24 protein-coding genes and 1 pseudogene are annotated in these 23,275 nt (G+C 67.6%); 5 read left to right on the top strand and 20 right to left on the bottom strand.

Annotation, left to right across the window (positions count from 1 at the left end; translation table 11 throughout):
* Positions 1-63: 63 nt before the first annotated feature.
* From AC07PA_RS15920 to AC07PA_RS15890, 7 genes and pseudogenes are all read right to left on the bottom strand, one after another.
* Positions 64-924: a PhzF family phenazine biosynthesis protein gene (locus AC07PA_RS15920; RefSeq protein ID WP_007852172.1), complete on the bottom strand. Its 861-nt coding sequence runs from the start codon at positions 922-924 to the stop codon at positions 64-66.
* A 28-nt stretch (positions 925-952) separates the two neighbouring features.
* Positions 953-1,579 (bottom strand): glutathione S-transferase family protein, encoded by a 627-nt coding sequence (locus AC07PA_RS15915; RefSeq protein WP_007852178.1) that lies wholly within the window; start codon positions 1,577-1,579, stop codon positions 953-955.
* Between the two features lie 5 nt (positions 1,580-1,584).
* A complete protein-coding gene (locus tag AC07PA_RS15910; RefSeq protein WP_494606992.1) occupies positions 1,585-2,799 on the bottom strand; it encodes an aminotransferase-like domain-containing protein in 1,215 nt (404 codons plus the stop codon).
* A complete protein-coding gene (locus tag AC07PA_RS15905; RefSeq protein ID WP_494606994.1) occupies positions 2,796-3,119 on the bottom strand; it encodes a cupin domain-containing protein in 324 nt (107 codons plus the stop codon). The genes AC07PA_RS15910 and AC07PA_RS15905 overlap by 4 nt, the downstream gene beginning before the upstream one ends.
* 20 nt (positions 3,120-3,139) lie before the next feature.
* Positions 3,140-3,470, bottom strand: a pseudogene (locus AC07PA_RS15900) (DHCW motif cupin fold protein).
* A gap of 34 nt (positions 3,471-3,504) precedes the next feature.
* Positions 3,505-4,419 (bottom strand): DMT family transporter, encoded by a 915-nt coding sequence (locus AC07PA_RS15895; RefSeq protein WP_007852190.1) that lies wholly within the window; start codon positions 4,417-4,419, stop codon positions 3,505-3,507.
* Positions 4,416-5,030 (bottom strand): LysE family translocator, encoded by a 615-nt coding sequence (locus tag AC07PA_RS15890; protein ID WP_007852191.1) that lies wholly within the window; start codon positions 5,028-5,030, stop codon positions 4,416-4,418. The genes AC07PA_RS15895 and AC07PA_RS15890 overlap by 4 nt, the downstream gene beginning before the upstream one ends.
* A gap of 147 nt (positions 5,031-5,177) precedes the next feature.
* Between AC07PA_RS15890 and AC07PA_RS15885 the strand changes: the two genes are divergently transcribed.
* On the top strand, positions 5,178-6,644 hold the full coding sequence (locus AC07PA_RS15885; protein ID WP_007852192.1) for an aminotransferase-like domain-containing protein: 1,467 nt from the start codon (positions 5,178-5,180) through the stop codon (positions 6,642-6,644).
* Between the two features lie 98 nt (positions 6,645-6,742).
* Positions 6,743-8,194 (top strand): cardiolipin synthase, encoded by a 1,452-nt coding sequence (gene cls / locus AC07PA_RS15880; RefSeq protein WP_494607014.1) that lies wholly within the window; start codon positions 6,743-6,745, stop codon positions 8,192-8,194.
* 11 nt (positions 8,195-8,205) lie between these two features.
* On the opposite strand, the gene AC07PA_RS15875 is transcribed toward cls, so the two are convergent.
* From AC07PA_RS15875 to AC07PA_RS15815, 13 genes are all read right to left on the bottom strand, one after another.
* Entirely contained in the window at positions 8,206-9,438 is a 1,233-nt protein-coding gene (locus tag AC07PA_RS15875; RefSeq protein WP_145697179.1) for an HDOD domain-containing protein, read from the bottom strand.
* A gap of 68 nt (positions 9,439-9,506) precedes the next feature.
* Positions 9,507-10,766, bottom strand: coding sequence for a flagellar hook-associated protein FlgL (gene flgL, locus AC07PA_RS15870; protein WP_007852195.1), 1,260 nt, complete (start codon positions 10,764-10,766; stop codon positions 9,507-9,509).
* Between the two features lie 139 nt (positions 10,767-10,905).
* Positions 10,906-12,834: a flagellar hook-associated protein FlgK gene (gene flgK, locus AC07PA_RS15865; protein WP_007852198.1), complete on the bottom strand. Its 1,929-nt coding sequence runs from the start codon at positions 12,832-12,834 to the stop codon at positions 10,906-10,908.
* Positions 12,835-12,850: 16 nt separating this feature from the next.
* Positions 12,851-13,771 carry a flagellar assembly peptidoglycan hydrolase FlgJ gene (gene flgJ, locus AC07PA_RS15860; protein ID WP_494606998.1) on the bottom strand — a complete coding sequence of 307 codons (921 nt, stop codon included), beginning with the start codon at positions 13,769-13,771 and terminating at the stop codon, positions 12,851-12,853.
* 2 nt (positions 13,772-13,773) lie between these two features.
* A complete protein-coding gene (locus tag AC07PA_RS15855; RefSeq protein WP_494607000.1) occupies positions 13,774-14,928 on the bottom strand; it encodes a flagellar basal body P-ring protein FlgI in 1,155 nt (384 codons plus the stop codon).
* A 125-nt stretch (positions 14,929-15,053) separates the two neighbouring features.
* Entirely contained in the window at positions 15,054-15,683 is a 630-nt protein-coding gene (locus AC07PA_RS15850; protein WP_007852204.1) for a hypothetical protein, read from the bottom strand.
* Positions 15,684-15,769: 86 nt separating this feature from the next.
* A complete protein-coding gene (locus tag AC07PA_RS15845) occupies positions 15,770-16,483 on the bottom strand; it encodes a flagellar basal body L-ring protein FlgH (protein WP_007852206.1) in 714 nt (237 codons plus the stop codon).
* Between the two features lie 40 nt (positions 16,484-16,523).
* A complete protein-coding gene (gene flgG, locus AC07PA_RS15840; protein WP_007852207.1) occupies positions 16,524-17,306 on the bottom strand; it encodes a flagellar basal-body rod protein FlgG in 783 nt (260 codons plus the stop codon).
* A 27-nt stretch (positions 17,307-17,333) separates the two neighbouring features.
* A complete protein-coding gene (locus AC07PA_RS15835; protein ID WP_007852208.1) occupies positions 17,334-18,074 on the bottom strand; it encodes a flagellar basal body rod protein FlgF in 741 nt (246 codons plus the stop codon).
* Positions 18,075-18,105: 31 nt separating this feature from the next.
* Positions 18,106-19,386, bottom strand: coding sequence for a flagellar hook protein FlgE (gene flgE, locus AC07PA_RS15830; RefSeq protein WP_007852209.1), 1,281 nt, complete (start codon positions 19,384-19,386; stop codon positions 18,106-18,108).
* Between the two features lie 60 nt (positions 19,387-19,446).
* Positions 19,447-20,100, bottom strand: a complete 654-nt coding sequence (locus tag AC07PA_RS15825) for a flagellar hook assembly protein FlgD (RefSeq protein ID WP_494607004.1) — start codon at positions 20,098-20,100, stop codon at positions 19,447-19,449.
* Between the two features lie 18 nt (positions 20,101-20,118).
* Positions 20,119-20,523 (bottom strand): flagellar basal body rod protein FlgC, encoded by a 405-nt coding sequence (gene flgC, locus AC07PA_RS15820; protein ID WP_007852213.1) that lies wholly within the window; start codon positions 20,521-20,523, stop codon positions 20,119-20,121.
* A gap of 33 nt (positions 20,524-20,556) precedes the next feature.
* The gene (locus tag AC07PA_RS15815) at positions 20,557-21,048 is read right to left on the bottom strand and encodes a flagellar basal body protein (protein ID WP_145697182.1); all 492 of its coding nucleotides are present in this window, start codon (positions 21,046-21,048) and stop codon (positions 20,557-20,559) included.
* Positions 21,049-21,262: 214 nt separating this feature from the next.
* On the opposite strand from AC07PA_RS15815, the gene flgA reads away from it, so the two are divergent.
* The 3 genes from flgA to AC07PA_RS15800 all read left to right on the top strand — a co-directional run bounded on the left by flgA (position 21,263) and on the right by AC07PA_RS15800 (position 22,866).
* A complete protein-coding gene (gene flgA / locus AC07PA_RS15810; protein WP_007852217.1) occupies positions 21,263-22,006 on the top strand; it encodes a flagellar basal body P-ring formation chaperone FlgA in 744 nt (247 codons plus the stop codon).
* 92 nt (positions 22,007-22,098) lie between these two features.
* The gene (gene flgM / locus AC07PA_RS15805; RefSeq protein ID WP_494607007.1) at positions 22,099-22,428 is read left to right on the top strand and encodes a flagellar biosynthesis anti-sigma factor FlgM; all 330 of its coding nucleotides are present in this window, start codon (positions 22,099-22,101) and stop codon (positions 22,426-22,428) included.
* 51 nt (positions 22,429-22,479) lie between these two features.
* Entirely contained in the window at positions 22,480-22,866 is a 387-nt protein-coding gene (locus tag AC07PA_RS15800) for a hypothetical protein (RefSeq protein WP_145697185.1), read from the top strand.
* Positions 22,867-23,275 lie beyond the last annotated feature (409 nt).

Below are 23,275 nucleotides of genomic sequence, written 5' to 3'. Positions count from 1 at the left end.
TCTTTCCGTGGTGCCGGGCTGCAAATCAGCCGCTGGCGTGAAGGGGAACGGGTCGGGGCTTCATCACAGCAGCACCGTGCCTTCGATGCAGGTGACGGAGCGTCCGCCCACCCACACCTGGTGGCCGTCCTGGCGGATCTGCACCCGCCCTGCGCGGCCCAGGCACTCGCCCTGCGAGACCTGGTAACTGTGCGGTGCCAGGCCTTCGGCAATGAGCCATTCGGCCAGGCTGGCGTTGAGGCTGCCGGTCACCGGGTCTTCGCGGTTGCCCATGGGGGCTGCAAAGGCGCGCACCACCACGCCGGGCCGGCTGGTGTCGCTGGCATGCGGGCCCACATGCACCACGCCCACCGACTGGCCCAGGTCCATGAGCCGCGCATGGTCGGGCTGCAGGCCGAGCACGGTGTCGGCGCTGTCGAGCAGCATGCCCAGCCACACGGGGCCGTTGTCGAGCAGTTGCGTGCCCAGGATCTGCGCCGGGCGCACGCCCAGGGCGCTGGCGATCAACGGCACCAGGGCCGGGCTGGGCGCACTGCGCTTGAGCGGTGGCGCGGCAAAGGCCAGGGTGTGGTCCTCGCGCCGGATGCGCACCAGGCCCAGCGCGCATTCCTGTACCACCAGGCCCTCCAACCGTGGCGCATGGCCGGCCTGCAGCCAGGCATGGCAGGTGCCCAGCGTGGGGTGGCCGGCAAACGGCAGCTCACCCTGCGGGCTGAAGATGCGCAGGCGGTAGTCGGCCCCTTGCGCGCGGCCGGCCTCGGTGGGCGGCAGCAGGAAGGTGGTTTCCGACAGGTTCATCCACGCGGCAAAGCGGCGCATGTCCGCATCGCCCAGGTCTTCGGCCTCCAGCACCACGGCCACGGGGTTGCCATCGCCGGGGTGGTCGCTGAAGACGTCGATCTGCTTGAAGGGGCGTGGCTGCATGGTGCGGTCTTGCGGGCGGATGGTCCCGTCAGGATAACGCCTGGTCGAGCACGCCGCGTGCGCCCGAGCGCGAGCTCACCGCCTGGTACCAGCGGTCCAGGTTCGGCCGGGCGGCCCTCTCCTGGGGCAGGCCCCACCAGCGGTGGATCTCGCAGCCCACCGGGATGTCGGCCATGGTGAAGCGCTCTCCCACCATGAAGGGCTGGTGCGCCAGGTGCGTGTCCAGCAGGTCCAGCAGCGGCTCGGTGGCGGCCACCGAGGCGGCGATCAGCGACTCGTTGCGCTGCGCGGCCGGTGTGCGCACCCACTGGATGAAGGCATCACGCCCCGCCGGGTTCAGCGTGGTCTGCTGCCAGTCCATCCACTGCTCGGCCGCAAAGCGCTCGGGCAGCTCCTCGGGGTAGAGGTCGCCCGGCGCATGGCGGGCACACAGGTAGCGCACGATGGGGTTCGACTCCCACAGCACCAGGCCCGTGTCCTCGTCCTCGACCAGCGGCACCAGGCCGTTGGGGTTCATGGCGAGGTAGCGGGCCTCGCGCACGATGCCGAACTGCCCGCCGGCATCGGTGCGCTGCAGGCTGATGCCAAGCTCCTGCGCGGCCCACACGACCTTGCGCACGTTGATCGACGACAGCCGTCCCCACAGGCGCAGCATGCCGCTCAGCCCTTGGCCTGGTGGTCGCGGATGGCAGCGGCCAGCGCGGCGATGCCGGTGGCGATCTGCTCGGCCGAGGAGGTCACGAACGACAGGCGCAGCGTGCGGTGGTCGGCATCGTCGGCATAGAAGGCCGCACCGGGCACGAAGGCCACGTTGCGCTCCACGGCCTTGGGCAGCAGTTCGATGGCGCTCATGCCCTCGGGCAGGCGCACCCACAGGAACATGCCGCCGTCCGGCTTGTTCCACTCGACGGACAGGCCCTGCATCTCCTTGTCCAGCGCGGTCAGCATCGCATCGCGCTGCTGCTTGTACAGCGCGCGGATGGTGGGCACGTGCCGGTCCAGGAAGCCGCCCTTCATGACCTCGGCCACCATGCGCTGGTTGTAGCCGGGGGTGTGCAGGTCGGCCGCCTGCTTGGCCTGCAGCAACTTGGGGTAGACCGACTTGGGCGCCACCAGGAAGCCCAGGCGCAGGCCCGGGGCCAGCACCTTGGAGAACGAGCCCATGTAGATGCAGCCCTCGGGGTTGCGCGCTGTCAGCGGGGCGGGTGGCGGGCTGTCGAACCACAGGTCGCCGTAGGGGTTGTCCTCCACCAGCGGCAGGTTCAGCTCGGCGGCCTTGGCCACCAGCTCGGCACGGCGCGCATCGCTCATGGTGCGGCCCGTGGGGTTCTGGAAATTGGGCAGCACGTACAGGAAGCGTGCCTTGTCGGCACCCGTGCCGACCTTGGCCACCAGGTCGTCGATGAGCACGCCCTGGTCATCGCTGGCCACCGCCACCACCTTGGGTTCCATGGGCGTGAAGGCCTGGATGGCACCCAGGTAGGTCGGCGTTTCCACCAGCACGCGGCTGTCGGTGTCGATCAGCACCTTGGCGATCAGGTCCAGGCCCTGCTGCGAACCGGTGGTGATCAGCACTTGCTCCGGGTCCACGTCCCAGGGCAGGAAGGCGGCGATGGCCTCGCGCAGCGGGCCGAAGCCTTCGCTGGCCGCGTACTGCAGGGCCGAGGGGCCGTCGTTGGCCAGCACGGCGGCCGAGGCGGCGGCAAAGGCCTCGACCGGGAAGGTCTTGGGCGAGGGCAGGCCGCCGGCCAGGCTGATGATGCCGGGCTTCTCGGTGACCTTGAGGATTTCGCGGATCACCGAGGGGTTCATGCGCTCGGCGCGGCGTGCCAGCGTCCAGGGGTTGCTGGTGAGGGGCAGGTCGTTCAGTTTCACTCTCGTTCTCCTGTGGGCGGTCCCCAAAAGACCACCCATGTTGCAAAGTCGTCGGTAAATTCTTCAAAGCGGTGGGGTTGGCCCGCCGGTACGAAAAACGCATCGCCAGGCGCAAAGCGGTGCCGCTCTTCGCCCTGGACGAATTGTCCCCGCCCGCTGTGGATGAAGTACAGCTCATCCTGTGCGTGCGGTTGCTGCGGGTCGTGCCCGCGCGGTGCATACAGTTCCGTGCGCATGCTGCCATGCGCGATCAGTTCGGCAAAACGCTCTCCCGCCGGGCCGGGAAGCCGCGCGAGGCCTTGTTCCACCGAGTATTTCATAGCACAAGAGCCCTTGCCGTTCAGTCCACGATGAACAGCGTGGCGCCCTTGGGCGCGGTCGAACGGTGCGCTTCGGCATTGTCCGCCACCTGGTAGCTCATGCCCGGCGTGAGGGTGAACTGCCGGCCATCTTCGAGTTCCGTGTGCAGCTCGCCTGCCAGGCACAGCAGCACGTGGCCCTTGCGGCACCAGTGGTCCGACACATAGCCCCGGGGTGTACTCCACCTTGCGCACGCGCAGCTCACCGTACTGCAGCGTCTGCCAGAAGGCCTGGCCGGCCTGGGCGCTCTTTTGCACGCGCTCGACCGTGCTCCAGTCGGTGGCGGCGAAGGGAATATTGTTCATCTGCATGGCGGGTCGGCCTTTCAGGTGTGCAATGGGTTCGTCATGCGGTGGCGGCCTGGTGGACGGGCATTTTCTTGCCCACGAACACCGTGGCGATCACGGCCAGCGCGAACCCGGCCGTGGCCAGGTCCAGGCGTTCGCCCACCAGCGGCACGGCGAACAGCAGGCTCAGGAAGGGCTGGATCAGCTGGATCTGGCTGACCCGCACGGCGCCCAGCGCCAGCGCGCGGTACCAGGCGAAGAAGCCGATCCACATCGAGAACAGGGCCACATAGGCAAAGCCCAGCCAGCTCATGCTGCCGATGGACGAAGGCACGGCCGGCGCGAACCACCAGGTCACGGGCAAGGTCAGTGGCAGGGCACAGGCCAGCACCCAGCAGATCACCTGCTCGGCGCCCAGGCTGGGCGTGAGCCGCGCACCGCCGATGTAGCCCAGGGCGCCCGTGGTCATGGAGATGATCAGGTAGATGTTGGCCGCGCCCAGGTAGAAGCCGCCTGCGCGCCAGGTCATGAAGGCCAGCACCAGGCCGCTGCCCAGCACGGCACAGGCCCAGAAGCCGGCCGAGGGGCGCTGCCGGTACCACAGGGCACCGAGCACCGCCGTGGACAGGGGCAGCAGCGCGGTGACCACGGCCCCGTGCGTGCTGGGCACATGGCGCAGCGCCAGCGCCAGGAACAGCGGAAAGCCGACGATGACGCCGAAGGCCGTGACACCCAGCACGGGCCACTGCGACCGCACGGGGACCCGCAGACGCCCCTGGGCGTGCTGCCAGCCCAGGTAGGCCAGCGACAGCAGCCCGGCCACGGCGGCCCGCCCGAAGGTGACGAACCAGGGGGACAGTTGCGGTGCATCGGTGGAGCCGACCGCCAGGCGCGTCATCGGCAGCGTGGCGGCAAACAGCGTGACGCCCACCAGGCCCCAGAGCAGGGCTTCGCGTTCCTGGCTGCGGTTCATAGCGTCACCATCCAGGCGGCCGTCACCACCAGCACCAGGGCCAGGGCGCGGTTGAACCACAGCAGGCGGCGGCCCTGTGCCAGCCACTGGCGCAGCAGGGAGCCCATCAGGGCATAGACGAAATTGCTCGTGAAGGCGAACACCATCATCACCACGCAGATGATGGCCAGGCGTTCACCCGGGTTGCTGGAGGGCTGGCCGGCCGCATTCACCACCCAGCCCGCGCTGAGCGTGAGCGCCAGCATCCAGGCCTTGATGTTCACGAACTGCAGGCCCACGCCCTGCCAGAAGGTCACCGACAGGCGCGAGCTGTCCACGTCGGAGAGCTGGCCCGCGCGGCTGAGCTTCCAGGCCAGCCAGAGCATGTAGGCCACGCCCAGCAGGGTCACGGCCATGCGCAGGGTCGGCACGCCGGTGATCAGGGCGCCCAGGCCCAGCCCGCTGACCAGCATCAGCAGTGTCCAGCCGGTGGGCACGGCCAGGCAGAAGTTGAGCGCCCGGCGCAGCCCCAGGTTGGCCGCGAGCGCCGTGGACAGGGTGGTGTTCGGCCCCGGCGAAAAGCTCATCGCGGTGCAGAAGACCAGCAGGGCAGTGAGTTCGGCGGCGGTCATGGGTGGGGTTCTGGAATCGTGGGCTTGTCAGCGTCTGGCCTTCACTGTAATCTTCTGTGCCAGTACACAACCAGTACAGTACAACAGCGCAGTTGGTGATCTGTATTGGTTGCGATGACAGTACACGTGTTTTGCGAGGACGCCGCCATGTTGATGAAGACCAGCACCCAATCGCTGACCGAGCAGCTCTCGGCGCGCTTCGGCGAGCGCATCCGCAACCGGCTGCTGGCGCCGGGCGCGCGCCTGCCCTCGGTGCGCCAGTGCGCGCTGCAGCACAGCGTGAGCCCCTCCACCGTGGTGGCGGCCTACGACCAGTTGCTGGCGCAGGGCCTGGTGGAGGCGCGCAAGAACCGCGGTTTCTTCGTGCGCGAGGTGGCCCCCGCGGGCGCCGAGGCGCCGGAGGCCGTGGACGTCGCGGCCATGGAGGCGGCGGGCGGCAACTGGACCACCGCCCACTGGTTCGCGGCGCGCGGCGCCGGGCGCGGTTCGCCGCCGGTGAACGCCACGGCGCTGATCCGGGGCATGTTCCACAAGATCAGCGACAAGCCCCAGCCCGGCATGGGCGTGCTGCCGCCGCAATGGCTCGAATCCACCTTCATGCCGGCCGCGGTGCGCAAGGTCACGAGCACCCGGGCGCTGCAGGAATACTCGCTGCAGTACGGCGAGCCGCTGGGCGACAGCGGCCTGCGCCGCCTGCTGGTCAAGAAGCTGGCCCAGCTGAGCGTGCACACCGCGCCCGAGAACATCATCACCACCGTGGGCGCCACGCATGCCCTCGACATCGTGAGCCGCACGCTGCTGCGCCCCGGCGACCCGGTGATGGTCGAGGAGCCCGGCTGGGCCGTGGAGTTCGCGCGCCTGTCGGCGCTGGGCATGCACATCCTGCCGGTACCGCGCCGCGCCGATGGCCCGGATCTGGAGGTGATGGCGCGCTACTGCGAAGTGCACAAGCCCAAGCTCTACGTGAGCGTCAGCGTGTTCCACAACCCCACGGGCTACTGCCTGTCGCCGGGCAGCGCGCACCGCATCCTGCAGTTGGCCAACCAGCACAACTTCCACATCGTCGAGGACGACACCTACAGCCACATCGCGCCCGAGCATGCGACGCGGCTCACGGCGCTCGACGGCCTGCAGCGCACCATCTACGTGAGCGGCTTTGCCAAGATCCTCGCGCCCAACTGGCGCATCGGCTTCCTGGCCGCGCCGCCGGCCCTGGTCGAGCAACTGCTCGACACCAAGCTGCTGGCCACGCTGACCACGCCCGCGCTGCTGGAGAAGGCGCTGGCACTGTGCATCGAACAGGGCCAGCTGCGCCGGCATGCCGAGCGCATCCGCACCCGGCTCGACGCGGCACGGGCGCGCAGCGTCAAGCTGGCACTGAGTGCGGGTTGTACCTTCGCGGCCGACCCGGTGGGCCTGTTCGGCTGGGTGGACACGGGGGTGGATACCGATGCGCTGTCGCAGCGCATGCTCGACGAGGGCTACCTGCTCGCGCCCGGCGCGCTGTTCCATGCCGAGCGAAAACCCAGCACCCTGATGCGCATCAACTTCGCGACCACGCAGGACGCGACCTTCTGGCGCACCTTCGAGCGCGTCGTCAAGCAAAGCCGGTGATGGGCGCACTGCCTACAATCGCCACCTGATCCCACTACCGCGAAGGAACCATGGACGTAAAAGGGCGCTGGGCCGCAATGACCGATGGCCTGCAGTCCATGGTGCAGTTCTTTCCTGGCGGGCATGAAGGACTGCTGACGACGGTCTCCGTCACCTGGAGCCTGTACATCGCGGTATTGGCGGTCTGGATCGTGCTGCAAAAGCGCCTCCCGGTTTCCACGCTCAGCTGGATCCTGTCGATGGCGCTGCTGCCCTTCGTGGGCTATGTGATCTATTACTTCTTCGGCCCGCAGCGGCTGCGCAAGCAGCGCATCAAGCGCATGCGCAGCCAGTCGGCGCTGTACGCCCATGCCGACTTCGCCAGCCTGCGCCAGACGGCCGCTGCCGCTCCCGAGGCCCTGCGGCAACTGGTGCTGCTGGGCGAGGCCAGTTGCGAGCTGCGCGTCTCCACCGCCACCCGGGTGGATCTGCTGGTCGACGGCGCCGAGACCTTCGATGCGATCTTCGACGCCATCCGCGCGGCGCGCCACCACGTGCACCTGGAGTACTACATCTTCGAGCCCGATGGCATCGGCACGGCCCTGCGCGACCTGCTGGCCGAGAGAGCGCGCCAGGGGGTGATCGTGCGGCTGCTGGTCGACGCCCTGGGCTCCAAGCGGCTGGGAAAGCGTTTCCTCGCGCCGCTACTCGATGCGGGCGTGCAGGTGGCGTTCTTCCATGCCTCGCGCATCGGCCGGCGTGTGCGGCCCGTGATCAACTTCCGCACCCACCGCAAGATCGTGGTCTGCGACGGCGTCGTGGGGTTCACGGGCGGCATCAACGTCACCGACGAGGAAGACCAGCGCGCGCGGCGCGATGCCTACCACGACGTACACCTGCGCATCGAGGGCGGGGCCGTGCGCCTGTTGCAGATGACCTTCATGGAGGACTGGGTGTACACCACGGGCGAGGGCCCCGGTGCCGTGGCGCGCGAGAGCCGGCACCTGCTGCCCGCCACCGAGCCGGGCGACCACCCGGTGCAGATCCTCACCTCGGGACCGGACAACGCCAACGAGGCCATCCACCGCGTGTATGTGGCCGCCATCCACATGGCGGTGGACCGGGTCTGGCTCACCACGCCGTATTTCGTGCCCGGCGAGCCGGCGCTCATGGCGTTGACCAGCGCGGCGCTGCGCGGGGTGGACGTGCGCCTGCTGGTGCCCCGGCGCAGCGATTCCTTCGTGGTCAGCGCGGCGGCACGCTCCTACTTCGACGAGTTGATCGCCGCCGGCGTCAAGGTCTGGGAGTACACGGCCGGCATGCTGCATTCCAAGACCATGCTGGTGGACGACAACTGCGCCTTCATCGGCACGGCCAACTTCGACAACCGCAGCTTCCGGCTCAACTTCGAGGTCTGCGCGGTGGTCTACGGGTCGGCGCTGGCTTTGCCGCTGGCGCGCCAGTTCGAGGCAGACATGCGCAATGCCCGGGCTGTACCCACCCGCCGCCGCCAGGCCTTCGTGCCGCGCCTGTGCGATGCCACGGCGCGGCTGTTCTCGCCGCTGCTGTAGCCGCCGCCGGTTTAGCGCTGTACCTCGATGTCGGAGAGCACGCGCAGCAGGCCGCGGTTGACCTCCTCGAGGTCCATCTCCTGCGTCTCGCACAGGTGGCGGATGGCGCTGGCGTCGCCGGTCTCCAGCGCACAGGCCATCTGCAGGCTGGCGGCATAGGGGCCGGTGCGCAGCACGGTGGCGTCGTAGATGCGCTCGGACAACGGGATGCGGTGCAAGATGGTGCCCAGGGGCTCCTGCAGCAGCTCGTCGATCTGCGACAGCAGGCCGCACAGGTAGATCTCGCGGCGCAGGTCGTTCTCGATCCCGGCGTTGAGCAGCTGCGTCATGAGCTTGGCGCGCAGCACCATGGACTCGCGCACGGGCAGCATGTTGGGGTCGGTGCTGGCATGGGGCAACTGGTCGGACAGCCAGCGCTTGATGGAGCCGTAGCCCATCATCACCAGCCCGCGGCGCAGCGAGTCGATGCCGGTGCGCAGGCCCAGTGCCGCCGAGTTGGTGTAGACCATGAAGCGGTAAGCCAGCAGCGGGTCCTCGCCCATGATGTCCTCGAAGGTCTCGAGCGACTGCTCCGCGTCGATGGCCTTCTGCAGCTTGGCGATCACGGCGTGCGAAGGTTGCTGGGGCGTGTGGCGCACGCTGTAGAGCACGTCCTCGGTGGGCCAGCCGGCCAGGGCCAGGGCATTGTGCTTGTCCAGGCAGTGCTCCATCAGGGCGCGGCTGGGAATGTTCTCGTACATCTGCCCGGCCAGGATGGGGCTCACGGCCCGGGGCGGCGTCCTTGCCGCCGGGCTGCCGGGCCGCGCGTTGGCCTGCAGGGTCGCGACCGCATCGGCCGGGGTCAGGCTCAGCAGGCTGTTGTCAAAGCACTGCGCCACGGCCGGCTCGGGCAGCTTGCCGATGTCGCCGCGCCATACCAGCTTCAAGCCGCGCTGGTGCGCGGCTTTCACCAGGGCATAGATGCCCGAGTCCTGCAGCCAGTCGCCACGCACCTCGATCCACGGCGCGCCCCGCGGGGCATGCTCGAGCATGTCGGCCAGCACCTGGTGGGTCTGGGGCGACAGCAGCAGTGGCGGCGAGCTGGCGGACCACAGCTCCTGCAGCGTGCGCAGCAGGTGGCCGGTATCGACCATGGCGCTGGGGGATTCGTTCTGGACGTAGAGCTGGATCGCAGCGAGTTTGCGGGCACGGTTCCACAGGGGGCGGTACCCCAGGATCAGGCTGCCGAGGACGGATTGGACCATGGGCTCTCAGGCGTTGTCTCGTTGGGGTCCGTCCCCCGGCCAGGGAGTGCGGCTCAGGGCAGGCCCGCTTAACTGATGAAATTGAACAGGGACAGCTTCTGGACCTGGGCATAGGACTTGAGTGCTGCCTCGTAGCCCACCTGCTGGTTCTGGAAGTCTGAAATGCCCTTGATCATATCCAGATCCTCGGCCCGCGAGCGGTCGCCCTCGAGCTGGATCGAGCGCTTTTCCTGGTCGCCCGTGATGCGGTCGGCACGGTTGAGCAGCTCGCCCGCATAGCTGCGCATGTTGCTCATGCGTTCGAGGCCGATGTCCACGTTGGTGAGGGCCTGCCCCACGGCCTGGGTGGCCGCGTTGCTGTTGGGGGCGCTACGGAGGTCGCGGATCGCACTGTCCAGGGTGCTGAAGACACTGGCCGTGGGCTGCAGGGTGATGGCATCCCCGTTCGCCGGTGCGCCGGTGATGTCGAAGGCCAACCCCGGAACGCCGGTCACCGAGATGGTCACCGGCTTGTCCGTCGGGTAGTCGGGCACCACCACGGGGGCGGATACCACGCCGGTGGTGGTGTTGGTGATGGTGTAGGTGGCGGTGCTGGTGCCGACGGTGGCGCCGGGGCCCACCGCGCTGAAGGTGATCGAGTAGTTGTCCCCCGTCACCAGGGCCAGGTTCGTGGGCTTGACGCCCGTGGTCGTCAGCTGCTGGTTGTTGTTGATGGTCGCCGGGTTCACCTGCACGTTGTAGGCACCGTCGCGCTGCGGCTTGAACATGAAGGCGAACTCGCCATCCAGGGTGTTGGGAATCGAGGTTCCGGTGCTGCCCGATTGCCCGGGAAGCCCATCGAACAGGTAGTCCGGCGAGGTGGATTGCGGGCCCAGGAAGGGGGCCAGCGCGCTGCCCAGCGCGCCCAGCAGGGGGATGCCGTTGGTGTCCTTGCGGTTGGCCACCGTCTGCAACTGCTCGCGCAGGCTCTGCAACTGGTTGGCAATGGTGGCGCGGTCGTTGCTGGTCAGGGTCGCACTGCCGGCATTGACCATCAGTTCGCGCGCGTTCTGCACCAGATCGATGGCGTCGCCCAGCGCGGATTCGGACTGGGCCACGGCGTTGCGCTGGGTTTCCAGGGCGCGCTGCTCGGTCTGGATGCGGGTAAGGCGGGTCAGCGCCCGCTCTGCCTGCGCCGCCGAGACCGGGTCGTCGCTGGCGCGCACGACCCGCTTGCCCGAGGTCAGGTTCTCCTGCAGGTTGGACAGGTTGGTCTGGCGCGCGCCGAGATTGCGCAGCGCGTTGTCGTACATGTTGGCCGTGCCAAGCCGGTAAAGGGTGTTGCTCATGTCGTACTCCTGGACCAGTTCCCAAGGGGGATCATCTTAGTTTTCCACATTGCTGCGCGCCACCCACGGCCTGCGAAACCGGCGCGGCCGGGGCCAGTGGCCCCGCGCAAGGGCCAAGGCGCAAAGCGACTCAGGGGGGTCATCGTGTCAACCCTTGGATCAGCGTGTCGAAGACGCTTTGTGCAATCTGCAGCATTTTGGCGGAAGCCTGGTAAGCCTGCTGGTACTGGATCAGCTTGGCCGCTTCCTCGTCGAGGTTGACGCCCGATACGGCCGTGCGGTCGCGCTCCAGGTTGGCCGCGATGGTGGTGGACAGCTCGGCGGCGAAGGTGGCGCTCTGCGTGCGCGTGCCGACCTGGGCCATCAGGCCGGCATAGCCATCGGCGAGCGTGGATTCGTCGAACATCTTCACGTCGCGCAGGTTCATCAGCGCAGTGGCATTGCCGGCATTGCGCGTGTAGGTGTCGCCGTACTGGGGGTCCAGCGCGTTGCCGACGCGCACCGTATCGCCGGTCTTGGGCGAGCCCTGCAGCTTGATTTCCCAGCCATCGATGGTGATGGTGGAGCCGGAGGTATAGGCCAGGCCCGCCGTGCCCGATGGGGGCGTGGTCGAGCCGGTCACGGCGTAGGTCGTGGGCGGCCCGGCCGTGAAGGTCAGCGTCACGCCGCCCGGGATGGGCGGGGTCACCAGGGTGTCGGTGGCCTTGAGGCCGGACAGCTGCAGCGTGCCGCCATTGGTGGTGCCCATGGCGGCGTTGATCGGGTTGGCTGCCGCCAGGTCGCGCGGCGAGTACACCAGGGCGTTGATGTTGGCCCCCGCCGTATTGAACGGCTGGAACAGCATGCGGTCGCCCGGCACGCCCGGCGTCGTGAGGTTGAAGGTCAGCCCGTCGATGTCCAGCGTCGCCAGGTTGGCGGCGTCGGTGAAGGGCGTGGCCTTGCCGTCGGACAGGCGCACCACCTGGCCGGCCGTGCCGGTGGTGAAGCGGATCTCGTAGTCGGAGGCCGCGAACTTGGTCGGGTCGCTGAAGGTCACGTTGCCCACGCCGGCGCCGTTGGTCAGGCCCGGCATGCTGGTGGGGATGCTGAACAGGTCCTTGCCCACCTGGCCGTCCAGCGTGAGGCCGAGCTTGTGCTGCTCGTTCATGGTCATGCCGATGGCCATGGCCATGCGCCCGAGCAGGTTGCGGCTTTCCGACAGGTCGGTGTTGTTGAAGCGCAGCAGCCCCGAGACGGAACCGCCACCGAGCATGTTCTCATCCACCTCGATGGGCGGTGATCCCGGGCGGTTGAAGAACAGCTTGAGCTGGCCGCTGCCGGGGAACTGCGTGGCATCGTCCACGGACACCTGCGATGGCGTGGTGCCCAGCACCAGCGGCTGGCTGCCGCCCACGAACAGGCCGATCGTGCCGTCATCCGCAGGAATCTGCGTGGTCTGCACGTACTGGTTCATTTCGCGGATCAGCTGGTCGCGGTTGTCGAGCAGGTCGTTGGGTGTCTGGCCATTGCCCTTGGCGCGCGCGATCTGCTCGTTCACTGCGGCGATCTGCCCCGCCAGGCTGTTGATGGCGGTGATGCTGCTTTGCAGCTGCTCCTTGACCGTGTACTCGACCTCGTCGACGCGTTCAGCCGCGGAACGCATGCGCGAGGCGGTTTCGTCCATGCGCGTGAGCGCCAGCGTGCGGGCCGTGATGTCGGTGGGGGCGCTCACCACGTCCGAGAACGCGTTCATCATGTCGTTGATGGCGGCGCCCAGGCCCGTGGCACCGCCGCTGAACACCTCCTGCAGCTGGCGCAGGCGCTCGGCGCGCACGATGTCGCCGGCCTGCACGGAGCCTGCCGTGGCCGACTGGCGCGTGAGCAATTCGCTCTGGTTGCGCAGGATGGTCTGCACGTCCACGCCCTGGCCGATGTAGCCGCCGCCCGTGAACTGGCCCTGCACGGTCTGCAGCACCACGGTCTGGCGCGAATAGCCCGGCGTGTTGACGTTGGCAATGTTGTTGCCGGCGGTCTGCAGGGCCACCTGGTTGGCGAGCAGGGCGCGGGCGCCGACGTTGAGCAAGCTCATGGTTTACCTCGTGTTCTCAGGCCTGCGCACGTTGCGCACGCTGCACGCTGTTGATGGCGCCGCTGAGCTTCCTGGCGTACTCGGGGTCGGTGGCATAGCCTGCCTTCTGCAACGCGGAGGCATAGGCCATGGCCGAGCCGGACTGCGCCACGGACTCCGCCTTTTCATAGCGGGGGCTTTCCTTGATGAGGCGCGCGTAGTCGCGAAACGAATCCTCGTACGAGTCGTAGGCCCGGAATTTGGCCACCACCTTGCGCGGTGTGCCGTTGATGTACTCGGTGGTCGTGATCTCGGCGACCTTGCCGGTCCAGCCCTTGCCGGCCTTGATGCCGAACAGGTTGAAGGAGTTGCTGCCGTCGGCGTTCTTGATCTCGCTCTTGCCCCAGCCGGTCTCGTGGCCGGCCTGGCCGAGCATGAAGCTCGCGGGGATGCCACTCTCCTGCGAGACCTTCTCGGCCGTGCCGCTCAGGTGCTGCACGAAGCCGTCGCGGCCCTTGGGGGCCTGGCCCACGGCTTCGGTGCTGGCGGTGCTGGCGCTGACCTTCGCGGCTGCCGGGCGCTGGATCTGCGACAGGCTGACCGTGGAGGGCACGGAGAACGATGGATCGGGGCCGCCCATCTGACGCGAGAGCTGGCGCGCGATGGCTTCGGACAGTCCGCCAGGCTGGCCGGCCATCTGCACCGACAGCTGCTGGTCCAGCAGGTCGGTGCCCAGGTCGCCCTGGGCGCCATCCATCAGGCCGGATTTCATGGTGGCCTCGCGCATGCTTTTGATCAGCTCGCGCATGAACAGCGATTCGAACTGCTTGGCGGCCTCTTTCGTGGCCTGGGGATTGTTGGCGCCGGCTTCGTACTTGAGCGCGTTCAGCGAGCGAACGTCGGCCGCCAGCGCATTGGACGTGCTGGTGGTGGAGGACGAAGGCAGCGTGAGGGCCATGGTCAGATCACTTCGAGCTCGGCGTTCAGGGCGCCGGCGGCCTTGATGGCCTGCAGGATGGCCAGCAGGTCACCCGGCGTGGCGCCCAGCGTGTTCAGTGCGCGCACCACGTCGGCCAGCTGCGGCGAGGGCGGCATCTGGATGATGTTGCCCGGCTCCTGGTTGATCTTGATGTCGCTTTGCTGCGTGACCACGGTCTGCCCCTGCGACAGCGGATTGGGCTGGCTGATGACGGGGCGCGAACTGATGGTGATGGACAGGTTGCCGTGCGCGATGGCACAGGGCCCCAGGGTCACGGCCTGATTGAGCACGATGGAGCCGGTGCGGGCGTTGATCACCACCTTGGCGGCGGGGGCCGACAGCTCGAACGGCAGCTCTTCCAGATCGGCGATGAAGCCCACGCGGGCACCGGGATCGCTGGGGGCGCGCACCTGCACCGTGCGGCCGTCCAGGGCCGTGGCCAGGCCGTTGCCCAGCCGGGTGTTGATGACCTGGGCCACGCGGCGGGCGGTCTGGAAATCCGAGGCATTGAGGCCCAGGCTGATGGTGTCACCCTCGTTGAGCGGGGTGGGAACGGAGCGCTCGACCTGCGCACCCAGGGGGATGCGGCCAGCGGCCAGGTGGTTGATCTGCACCTTGCTGCCGCCGGACGACGCGCCGGCACCGCCCACCACCAGGTTGCCCTGGGCCAGGGCGTAGATCTCGCCGTCGGCACCGCGCAGGGGCGTGACCATCAGCATGCCGCCCTTGAGCGACTTGGAGTTGCCCATGGAGGAGACGTTGACGTCGATCTGCTGGCCGGGCTGCGCAAAGGCGGGCAACTGGGCCGTGACGATCACGGCCGCCACGTTCTTGAGCTGCAGCTGCGAAGCCGTGCCAGGCGGCAGGCTGATGCCCATCTGCTGCAGGTAGTTGGACATGGCCTGCGTGGTGTAGGGCATCTGGGTGGTCTGGTCACCCGTGCCGTCCAGGCCCACGACCAGGCCGTAGCCGGTCAACTGGTTGGTACGCACGCCCTGCACCGCCGCGATTTCCTTGATGCGCAGCGCATGCGCCGGCCACGCGGCACACACCAGGGCCAGGGCCATGGCCGACAGCCACAGCGCGCGCAGGGGGTGTGCCAGGAAGGGGGAGGGCGAGGCTTTCATAGGCTTCATTGTGGGCGGTTGCCGCACAAGGGAATGCCGAAAAAGAGGCGAATTCACCTGCCTTTTGGGAGAGGGACCCGGTTACATATTCCGGGCGCCTTGCCGCCGGCCTGGCTGCGCCAGGTCGCTGCAAATCACTCGCAGTAGTTGTTGGTGAAGCCCTTCCAGGGCTTGCGCAGCATGAACGGCACGGTGTCCCAAGCGCTCCAGGTGCGCGGGTCGTCGAAATTGACCGTGGCGGCCGGCGCGATGATGGCCGTGACCAGCCAGATGCCGGAGTCCAGCCCGTGTAGCGTGAGGTTGCCGCCCAGAACCACCTCGGTCTGGGCGCCGCCCAGGTTGTCGGCCGTGGCGATGTAGGCGTCGGTCGGCGGGATGTTCCCCGGCGCGACATACACCTTGAACACCGCTCCGGTGGTGATCAGTGGCGAGCGCACCAGGGGGAAGACGAAGCCCCCGTCCCGGTAGAAGATCAGGTACACGTTCTGCAGCGTGCCGGGGGTGGTCCCCACCGAGGGCTTGCCAGCGTCGTACTTGATGGTGAAGGCGAACTGGTCGAGCGCGGTCGCGTCGCACGGCGAAAACTTGATGCCCGCAGGCAGTGTCTTGTTCTTGGACACCGCTTCGGACGCCGAGCCCTTGGGGGCTGCCACCGTCAGGCCCACGGAGTAGGCGTAGGTGGTGGGCTGCGCCTGGGCGAGCGGCGAGAATGCAGCGGCCAGTGCCGTGAGGCCGCACACCAGGGAGCTGCGGAAAAATGACATCGTGAACCTCGGATCTGAATGCACAGGGGCACTGCGCTGGCCGCCTTGCTGGCAGGCAATCCGCAGAGGCCCGGTCACATTTTGTATCAGAAAGGTGTCACGGTGTTGAAGAAGCGGCCCAGCCAGCCGGTCACCTGGGCTTCGTTCTGGGCGCCGCGGCCGCGCGACTCGACACGCACATTGGCGACCTGGGTGGAGGCGACGATGGAGCCGGGCTGCAGGGCACGTGGATCCACCGTGCCCGAGAAGCGCAGCACATCCACGTTCTGGTTCACGCCGATCTGCTTTTCACCGGCCACGATCAGGTGGCCATTGGGCAGCACGTCGATGACGGTCGCGGTGATCGAACCCTGGAAGGTGTTGGCGCTTTCCGTGCCACCCTTGCCCTCGAAGGCATTTTCCGAATTGGCGCCCACGCCCAGCTTGTCGGTGAACTTCTGGCCGGTGAACGGCAGCGCCGTCACGCCGCTGCTGACCTTGGAGGTGCGGTCCACGGTGGAAGAGGACTTCTGGCTGGCCGTCACGTTCTCCACGATCTGGATGGTGACGTTGTCGCCCACCAGGCGTGCACGCCGGTCTTCGAACGAAGGGCGGTAGCTGGCGGTGTGGAACAGGCCTCCGGTGACCGGTGGCGGCGTGCGCGGCATGACCGCGGCCAGGGGCGGCGGCGTGGTGGGCAGGATGTCCACGGGCGGTGGTGGGGACATGCTGGCGCAGCCGGTGCTGAGCACGGCTGCGACCAGGCTGGGCCATGCAAGGAGGCGGGCGCGGGCGTCCTGGAAAGCGTGGAGGAAGGTCATGGGAAGAATCCTGGCAAGGGGCTTGTGGCCTGTCTGCGGTTTACATCTGGCTGAGCTTGGCCAGCATCTGGTCCGAGGTCTGGATGGCCTTGGAATTCATTTCGTAGGCGCGCTGGGTCTGGATCATGGTCACCAGCTCCTGCACCACGTTCACGTTGGAGGTTTCGAGGTAGCCCTGCAGGATGGTGCCCAGGCCGTTGGTGCCGGGCGTGCCCTGCTGGGGCTGGCCCGAGGCGGCGGTCTCGATGAACAGGTTCTGGCCGCGTGGCTCCAGGCCGCCCGGGTTCACGAAGGTGGCCATGGCGATGTTGCCCAGTGGCTGGGGCGCGGTGTTGCCCGGCACCGTGGCCGTGACGGCACCTTCGGCGCTGATGGAGACGCTGGTGGCGTTGGGGGGCACGGTAATGCCGTTGGCGATGGGCAGGCCGCTGGACGTGACCAGGCGGCCCTGCGAGTCGAGCTGGAACGAGCCGTCGCGGGTGTAGCCGATGGTGCCGTCGGGCTGCGTGACCTCGAAGAAGCCATTGCCCTTGATGGCCACGTCCAGGTTGTTGTTGGACTGCTGCATGCTGCCCTGCATGAAGTTGCGGGCGGTGGCCACGGTGCGCACACCCAGGCCCAGGTGCAGGCCGGTGGGCAGCTGGCTTTGCTCGGTGGTCTGCGAGCCCACCTGGCGCAGGTTCTGGTAGATCAGGTCTTCGAACACCGCGTTGGCGCGCTTGTAGCCGGTGGTGGAGACATTGGCCAGGTTGTGGGAGATGACGTCCAGCTGGGTCTGCTGGGCCTCCATGCCGGTCTTGGCGATCCAGAGGGAATTGATCATGGCGTTTTCCTAGGGGCTGGTGGCGGTTCAGCCGTTGATGCTCAGCAACTGGCTGGCGGCTTTGTCATCGGCTTCCGCGGTCTGCAGCATCTTGATCTGCTGCTCGAATTGGCGCGAGGCGGCGATCATGCCGACCATGGTTTCCACGGCGTTCACGTTGGAGCCTTCGATCGCGCCCGACAGCAGGCGTGCATTGGGGTCGTTGGGAATCTGTTCGCCCGAGGCGGCGCGGAACAGCCCGTCGTCGCCACGCTTGAGCGGGTCTTCGGCGGTGGGCGTGGCCAGTTTCAGGCGCCCGATGGCCGCTGGTGGCTGGCCCGCGGTCTTGGCGGTGAGGGTGCCGTCGGCACCCAGCGACACTTCCGCGCCGGGCGGCACATCGATGGGGCCGCCGCCGTCCGAGAGCACGGGCAGCCCGGTGTTGGTCAGCAAGGCACCGGTGGGCGAAACCTCGAAGCCGCCGTTGCGCGTGTAGGCTTCCAGGCCATCGAGGCCCTGCACGGCAAACCAGGCGTTGCCGACGGCCATGGCATCGAGGGCCCGGCCGGTGCGCTGCACGGGGCCCGGCTTGTCGACATGGCCCGAGGTGGCCTCGAGCGCAAACACGCGCGTGGTGGAGCCATCGCCTTGCAGCGGGACGGAGCGGAAAGTGGACATCTCCGCGCGAAAGCCGTTGGTGGACGCATTGGCCAGGTTGTTGGCCAGCACCGACTGCCGGTGGGCAGCGGCGTTGGCCCCTGTCATGGAGGTGTAGATGATGCGGTCCATGGCGGCTTCCGGTCAGGTGCTCAGGTGCGGGTCAGCGCAGGTTCACCAGGGTGGACATCACCTGGTCTTGCGTCTTGATGGTCTGCGCATTGGCCTGGTAGGTGCGCTGCGCGGTCATCATGTTCACGAGTTCGGCCGTGAGGTCCACGTTGGAGTCCTCCAGCGCGCCCGAGCGCAGTGCACCGAAGTTCCCGTCCGTGGCCGTTCCCATGACGGGCTGGCCTGATTCGAAGGTGGCCACCCAGTTGTTGCCGCCCACCGAGGCCAGGCCCTGCGTGTTGCGGAAGCTCGACAGCGCGATCTGGCCTTCGGCGCGCGTGACGCCGTTGGAGTAGCGCGTCATGATCATGCCGTTGTTCTCGACGTTGATGCCCGTGAGGTCACCGGCGGTATAGCCGTCCTGCGAGAGGTCGGACACCGAGAACTTGCGGCCGAACTGCGTCACGTCGTCCAGTTGCACGTCCACGTTGTAGGCCGGCAGGTTGTTCGGGTTGGGCGGCGTGGGGTTCACGTTCAGCGCCAGCGAGAAGCCGGTGGCGGGTGGCGTGGCGGCCGGGCCGGTGATCACGCCGTTGTTGTCGAAGGTGATCTGGCCGATGGCCGTGGCCACCACGGGCGGCACGGCCGTGGGGTCGTCGAGCGCGTCGTACACGTCCCAGGTGTTGTCCGTGGCGGTCTTCTGGAAGTACAGGTTGACCGGCTTGGCCACGCCCTGGCTGTCGAACACGTTGATCGAGGTGCCGTAGGTAGCGCGTGGCGTGGCCGGCACGGGCGGCGTGGCGGCCGGGTCGCCCGCGGCGTCCGTGGCACGCGCATCGAGGTTGAAGGCGGCGGTGATCTTGGTCGTCTGCCTGGCAGGAATCGGTTCGGAGGTCGGGAACACCATGGGAATCGGATCGGTGCCGGTGCGCAGCCCCGTGGTCGGGTCGATGGGGTAGCCCATGACCTTGGCGTTGTCGTTGGTGACCATGTTGCCCACCTTGTCCAGCTTGAAGTTGCCGGCGCGGGTGTAGGCGGAAGAGCCGTCAGGCAGCTGCAGCGTGAAGAAGCCGTTGCCATTGATCGCCACGTCCAGGCTGTTGCCGGTGATGGTCAGGTTGCCCTGCGTGAACTGCTGGGCCACGGCAGCGGTTTCCACGCCGATGCCGGCATTGGAGCCGCCGGCCGAGCCGATGGCATTGGCCACCATCTCGGCGAATTCCGCACGCGATGCCTTGAAGCCCACGGTGTTGGAGTTGGCGATGTTGTGGCCGATGACGTCCAGGTTCTTGCTGGCGGCGTTCAGGCCGGAGAGGCCTTGCTGGAAACCCATGGTGTTCTCCTTGAGGGGGCGTGGTGTTCAGGTGTCGGGGGACGAAGGGGGAGGGCAGCCTCAGACCAGGGACTTGATCTGGCTGTAGTTGATGTTCTTGCCGTTGGCCAGCGTGAGCACGAGCTGGCCGTCGGTGGCTCCAGCGGCCGTGACCTTGGACAGGGTGAGCGGGGCGTATTCGAGCGTTGTGGCCCCGTTGACCGCCTTGACGCGGAACTGCAGCCCCTCGGTGCTGCCTTTGTAGGCGCTGGCATCCCATTCGAAATTGTGGCGGCCCGCGTCCTTGGGACCCAGGTCCAAGGTGTCGACCACCTGGCCGCCGGGGGTCACCACTTCCACCTCCACCTTGGTGGCTGGGTAGGCAATCTCGAATCCGGCCTTGCCCACCTTGTCGGCCACGTTCATGCCCGAACCCTCTGTCAACACATTGCGCCCGACCAGGGTCGTGCCCTGCATGACCTGCAGCGAGTTGAACTGGGCAGCCATGCTGGCCATGGTGGTGTTGAGCTGCTGGATGCCGGTGACGGTGTTGATCTGCGCGATCTGTGAGGTCATCTGGGCGTTGTCCAGCGGGTTCATCGGGTCCTGGTTGTTGAGCTGGGCAACCAGCAGCTTGAGGAACCGGTCCTGGGAGGCGGCAGGGTCGTTGGCCTCCGTCGCCTTGGCATTGGCGGTATCGGCGGTCGTGGCGGCATTGGTGGCGCTGAGGATCATGGCGAGGGTCTCCCGGGGTTACTGGCCCATCTGCAGGGTCTTGAGCAGAAGGGTCTTGGCGGTGTTCATCACTTCGACGTTGTTCTGGTACGAGCGCGACGCGGAAATCATGTTCACCATCTCTTCCACGGCATTCACGTTGGAATGGGTCACGTAGCCCTGTTCGTCGGCGGAGGGATGGCTGGGGTCGTGGATCTTGCGGCCGGGCACATTGCTTTCGGTGATGGCGCTCACGCGCACACCGTCCGAGCCCTGCTCGCCCATGTTGGTGGTGCGAAAGACCACCTGGCGGGCCTTGTAGGCATTGCCATCGGGGCCGGCCACCGCATCGACGTTGGCCAGATTGCTGGCCACGACGTTCAGGCGCTGGGACTGCGCGCTGATGGCGCTGCCCGAGACGTTGAAGATGGAGAACATGGACATGGTGGGGAGCCTCTTCTATCGCGGTAGGGCTGCTTACTGGCCCTGGATGGCGCTGAGCATGGTCTTGGCGTTGCCGTTGATGAAGCGCAGCGTGGCTTCGTAGCGCACGGCGTTGTCCACGAAGGCGGCGCGCTCACGGTCCAGGTCCACCGAGTTGTTGTCCAGGGCGGGCTGGGTCTGCAGCGAATAGGCCAGCTTGCCCTTGCCGCCCAGCTCGGCCGAAGAGCCCTCGTCGGCGGTGGAAGCGGTGATGTGCCGCGGATCGGTGCCGATGGTGACCGTGGGCCGCTCGCTGGTGTAGCCGGAGCCGCCCAGCGTGGTGGTGGACAGGCGGCGTGGCGATTCGGTGAACGAGGAGCGCTCGCCCGTGGCGTTGCTCAGCGCGTCGGAGAATTTGAAGTCGCGGGCGACGTAGCCGGGGGTGTCGGCGTTGGCGATGTTGCTGGCGATGGCACGCTGGCGCTCGGCACGCAGTATCAGTGCGTTGCCGTGGAAGTCCAGCCGGTTGGTCATCTTGTCAAGCATGTCTGCCTCACGTCCAGGTTGCGAAACTGCCAGCAAAAACGGTTTTCTGGCGTGGCTCGATTATGAAAACCGCCCGGATTTTCTAAAGCGCGAAGAGCCTGCGTTTGCGGCCGCAGTTCAGGGGTTCGGCGGCGGCCACAGGGCCTACAGTGATGGTCGTGAAATGGCCGTTGCACCGGATTGCAGGGCCCCGTTGACCCACCAGGAGCGCCCCATGGCACCCGCATTTCCCACCTTGTTGTCCACCGCCGGCCGTGCAGCGCTGGCCGCACTCGCATGCGCGCTGGCCACCGGCGTGGCCCAGGCCCAGGCCGTGGCCGACCCGGCTGCCGACCTGCCCGCCCTGACCCAGCGCTGGCTGGACGATGCCATCACGCGCAACCAGCCTGCGGGCCTGCCGCTGCGCATGGAGGTGAGCATCGGTGCGCTGGACACCCGGCTGCGCCTGGCGCCCTGTGCCCGGGTCGAGCCCTACCTGCCGGCCGGATCGCGGCTGTGGGGCCGCACCCGCCTGGGCCTGCGTTGCGTGGAGGGGCAGGCCGCCTGGAACGTGTTCCTGCCGGTCACGGTCAAGGCCTGGGGGCCGGCATGGGTGCTGACGGGCAACGTGGCCTCCGGCGCGGTGCTGTCCGCCAGCGACGCCGCCGAGGCCGAGGTGGACTGGGCGGCGGATGTCGCCCCCATCGTGGCCAATCCCGACCAATGGGTCGGCCAGATCGCCTCACGCCCCCTGGTGGCTGGGCAGGCCCTGCGGCAGCCCATGGTGCGCGCGCCGAGCATCTTCAAGGCCGGGGCCCAGGTGCGGGTGGTGGCACAGGGACCCGGTTATGCGGTAACCTCGGCAGGGCAGGCACTCACCGCGGGCGCCGTAGGCCAGACTGTGCGAGTCCGCATGGACAATGGCCGCACGATCTCTGGTATTGTGGGTGAAAATGGGACGGTTGACGTTACCCTTTGATTCATCCCACCTGCATAAATAGCTAAAGTCCAGCGCCGAAGGGTCGAAAACATTGCTACGAGCTCCGTGTCATCGGAGCGCTGGAGAAGGCGATGAAGATAGGTCAACAACCGGAACTTCCGGGCGCACTGGCGCAAACGGGGCAGGCCAAGCAGGCCAAGGCCCCCGCTGCAGCCCCTGCGACACCCGAGGGAGTGGCCAAGGGCACTACGGCAGCCCAGGCCGCTGGCGTGCCTGTGACGGTTTCCACGGCAGTCCGTGCCCTGGACCCTGCTGGCCGCGCGGCCAGCGATTTCGACACGAAAAAGGTGGCAGCCGTGCGTGCAGCCATCGAAAAAGGTACTTTCACGGTCAGTGCCGGCGCGATTGCCGACAAGCTGCTGGCCAATGCCCAAGAGATTTTTTCCCGCTCGCGCGGCTAGCGTGACCCCTTTCTTCCAGGCGTCACCGGCCCGCATTCACCAGGACCCGCCGTGACCACGCCTTTGGAAGACGCCCTGCAGGCCGTTGAGCAGCACATCGAGATGGTGTCTGCTGCCCTGCTCAAGGCCGATGCCCCCACCCTCGAACAAGCAAGCACCGGGCTGCGCGACGCGGCAGCGCGGTTTTCGTATGCGCTGGACCTGTCGCGCCAGCAGGTGAGCAGCATCACCCCCGCCCTGAAGGCCCGCATGGACGCCATCGCCGCCACCCTGGTGGTGCACCGCGAGAGCCTGGCCCGCCTGGCCGCCATCACTGACCGCCAGACCGCCGTGCTCGTCCCCTCCCAGGACAGCTCCGCCAACGCCACCTACGGCAACGGCCTGGGCGGCAAGCAAAAAGCCGCCGGCATCGCCAAGATCTACCGCTCGGCCGGCTGATCGGCACGCCTACAGTCGCGGCAAGGCCGCACTGTATGGCCACAATTTTTCGTTTGTATTAGTACATAAACGCTGCGGCGCACAAGCTCCGGCAGCAGGCCTTGGATAGCGCGCTGCCCAAGCGAGGGCGGCCGTGCAAGGGCCGCCCCGCCGCACCGGCTGCGTCCCCCTTCCCGAATGGCGCAGCCATTCGAGAGAAGGGGTGAAGGCGCGTAAGCGCCTCAGGGGGTTGTACTAGGGCCTGTTCACACTGATTTCGGGGATCGCGTTGCCCGGCCTGGGGGCTGGATGCAAGGCGCCCGTGCGCAGCAAGGTATGCACCTTGCAAGCGAGGGCAACGCCGCAGACGGCCCCCAGGCCGGGCAACCCGAAGGGAAGGCCCTTGCCGGCGCGCCACTCGTCGTTGCGC

Source organism: Acidovorax sp. GW821-FHT09B03, assembly GCF_059418305.1.
This window is presented reverse-complemented; position numbering and strand designations above follow the sequence as displayed.

Coding starts and splice junctions, on each gene's coding strand:
- AC07PA_RS15920 (WP_007852172.1), bottom strand. CDS start 924: ATGCAGCCACGCCCCTTCAAGCAGATCGACGTCTTCAGCGACCACCCC.
- AC07PA_RS15915 (WP_007852178.1), bottom strand. CDS start 1,579: ATGCTGCGCCTGTGGGGACGGCTGTCGTCGATCAACGTGCGCAAGGTC.
- AC07PA_RS15905 (WP_494606994.1), bottom strand. CDS start 3,119: ATGAAATACTCGGTGGAACAAGGCCTCGCGCGGCTTCCCGGCCCGGCG.
- AC07PA_RS15895 (WP_007852190.1), bottom strand. CDS start 4,419: ATGAACCGCAGCCAGGAACGCGAAGCCCTGCTCTGGGGCCTGGTGGGC.
- AC07PA_RS15890 (WP_007852191.1), bottom strand. CDS start 5,030: ATGACCGCCGCCGAACTCACTGCCCTGCTGGTCTTCTGCACCGCGATG.
- AC07PA_RS15885 (WP_007852192.1), top strand. CDS start 5,178: ATGTTGATGAAGACCAGCACCCAATCGCTGACCGAGCAGCTCTCGGCG.
- cls (WP_494607014.1), top strand. CDS start 6,743: ATGGTGCAGTTCTTTCCTGGCGGGCATGAAGGACTGCTGACGACGGTC.
- AC07PA_RS15875 (WP_145697179.1), bottom strand. CDS start 9,438: ATGGTCCAATCCGTCCTCGGCAGCCTGATCCTGGGGTACCGCCCCCTG.
- flgL (WP_007852195.1), bottom strand. CDS start 10,766: ATGAGCAACACCCTTTACCGGCTTGGCACGGCCAACATGTACGACAAC.
- flgK (WP_007852198.1), bottom strand. CDS start 12,834: ATGAGCTTGCTCAACGTCGGCGCCCGCGCCCTGCTCGCCAACCAGGTG.
- flgJ (WP_494606998.1), bottom strand. CDS start 13,771: ATGGCCCTCACGCTGCCTTCGTCCTCCACCACCAGCACGTCCAATGCG.
- AC07PA_RS15855 (WP_494607000.1), bottom strand. CDS start 14,928: ATGAAGCCTATGAAAGCCTCGCCCTCCCCCTTCCTGGCACACCCCCTG.
- AC07PA_RS15850 (WP_007852204.1), bottom strand. CDS start 15,683: ATGTCATTTTTCCGCAGCTCCCTGGTGTGCGGCCTCACGGCACTGGCC.
- AC07PA_RS15845 (WP_007852206.1), bottom strand. CDS start 16,483: ATGACCTTCCTCCACGCTTTCCAGGACGCCCGCGCCCGCCTCCTTGCA.
- flgG (WP_007852207.1), bottom strand. CDS start 17,306: ATGATCAATTCCCTCTGGATCGCCAAGACCGGCATGGAGGCCCAGCAG.
- AC07PA_RS15835 (WP_007852208.1), bottom strand. CDS start 18,074: ATGGACCGCATCATCTACACCTCCATGACAGGGGCCAACGCCGCTGCC.
- flgE (WP_007852209.1), bottom strand. CDS start 19,386: ATGGGTTTCCAGCAAGGCCTCTCCGGCCTGAACGCCGCCAGCAAGAAC.
- AC07PA_RS15825 (WP_494607004.1), bottom strand. CDS start 20,100: ATGATCCTCAGCGCCACCAATGCCGCCACGACCGCCGATACCGCCAAT.
- flgC (WP_007852213.1), bottom strand. CDS start 20,523: ATGTCCATGTTCTCCATCTTCAACGTCTCGGGCAGCGCCATCAGCGCG.
- AC07PA_RS15815 (WP_145697182.1), bottom strand. CDS start 21,048: ATGCTTGACAAGATGACCAACCGGCTGGACTTCCACGGCAACGCACTG.
- flgA (WP_007852217.1), top strand. CDS start 21,263: ATGGCACCCGCATTTCCCACCTTGTTGTCCACCGCCGGCCGTGCAGCG.
- flgM (WP_494607007.1), top strand. CDS start 22,099: ATGAAGATAGGTCAACAACCGGAACTTCCGGGCGCACTGGCGCAAACG.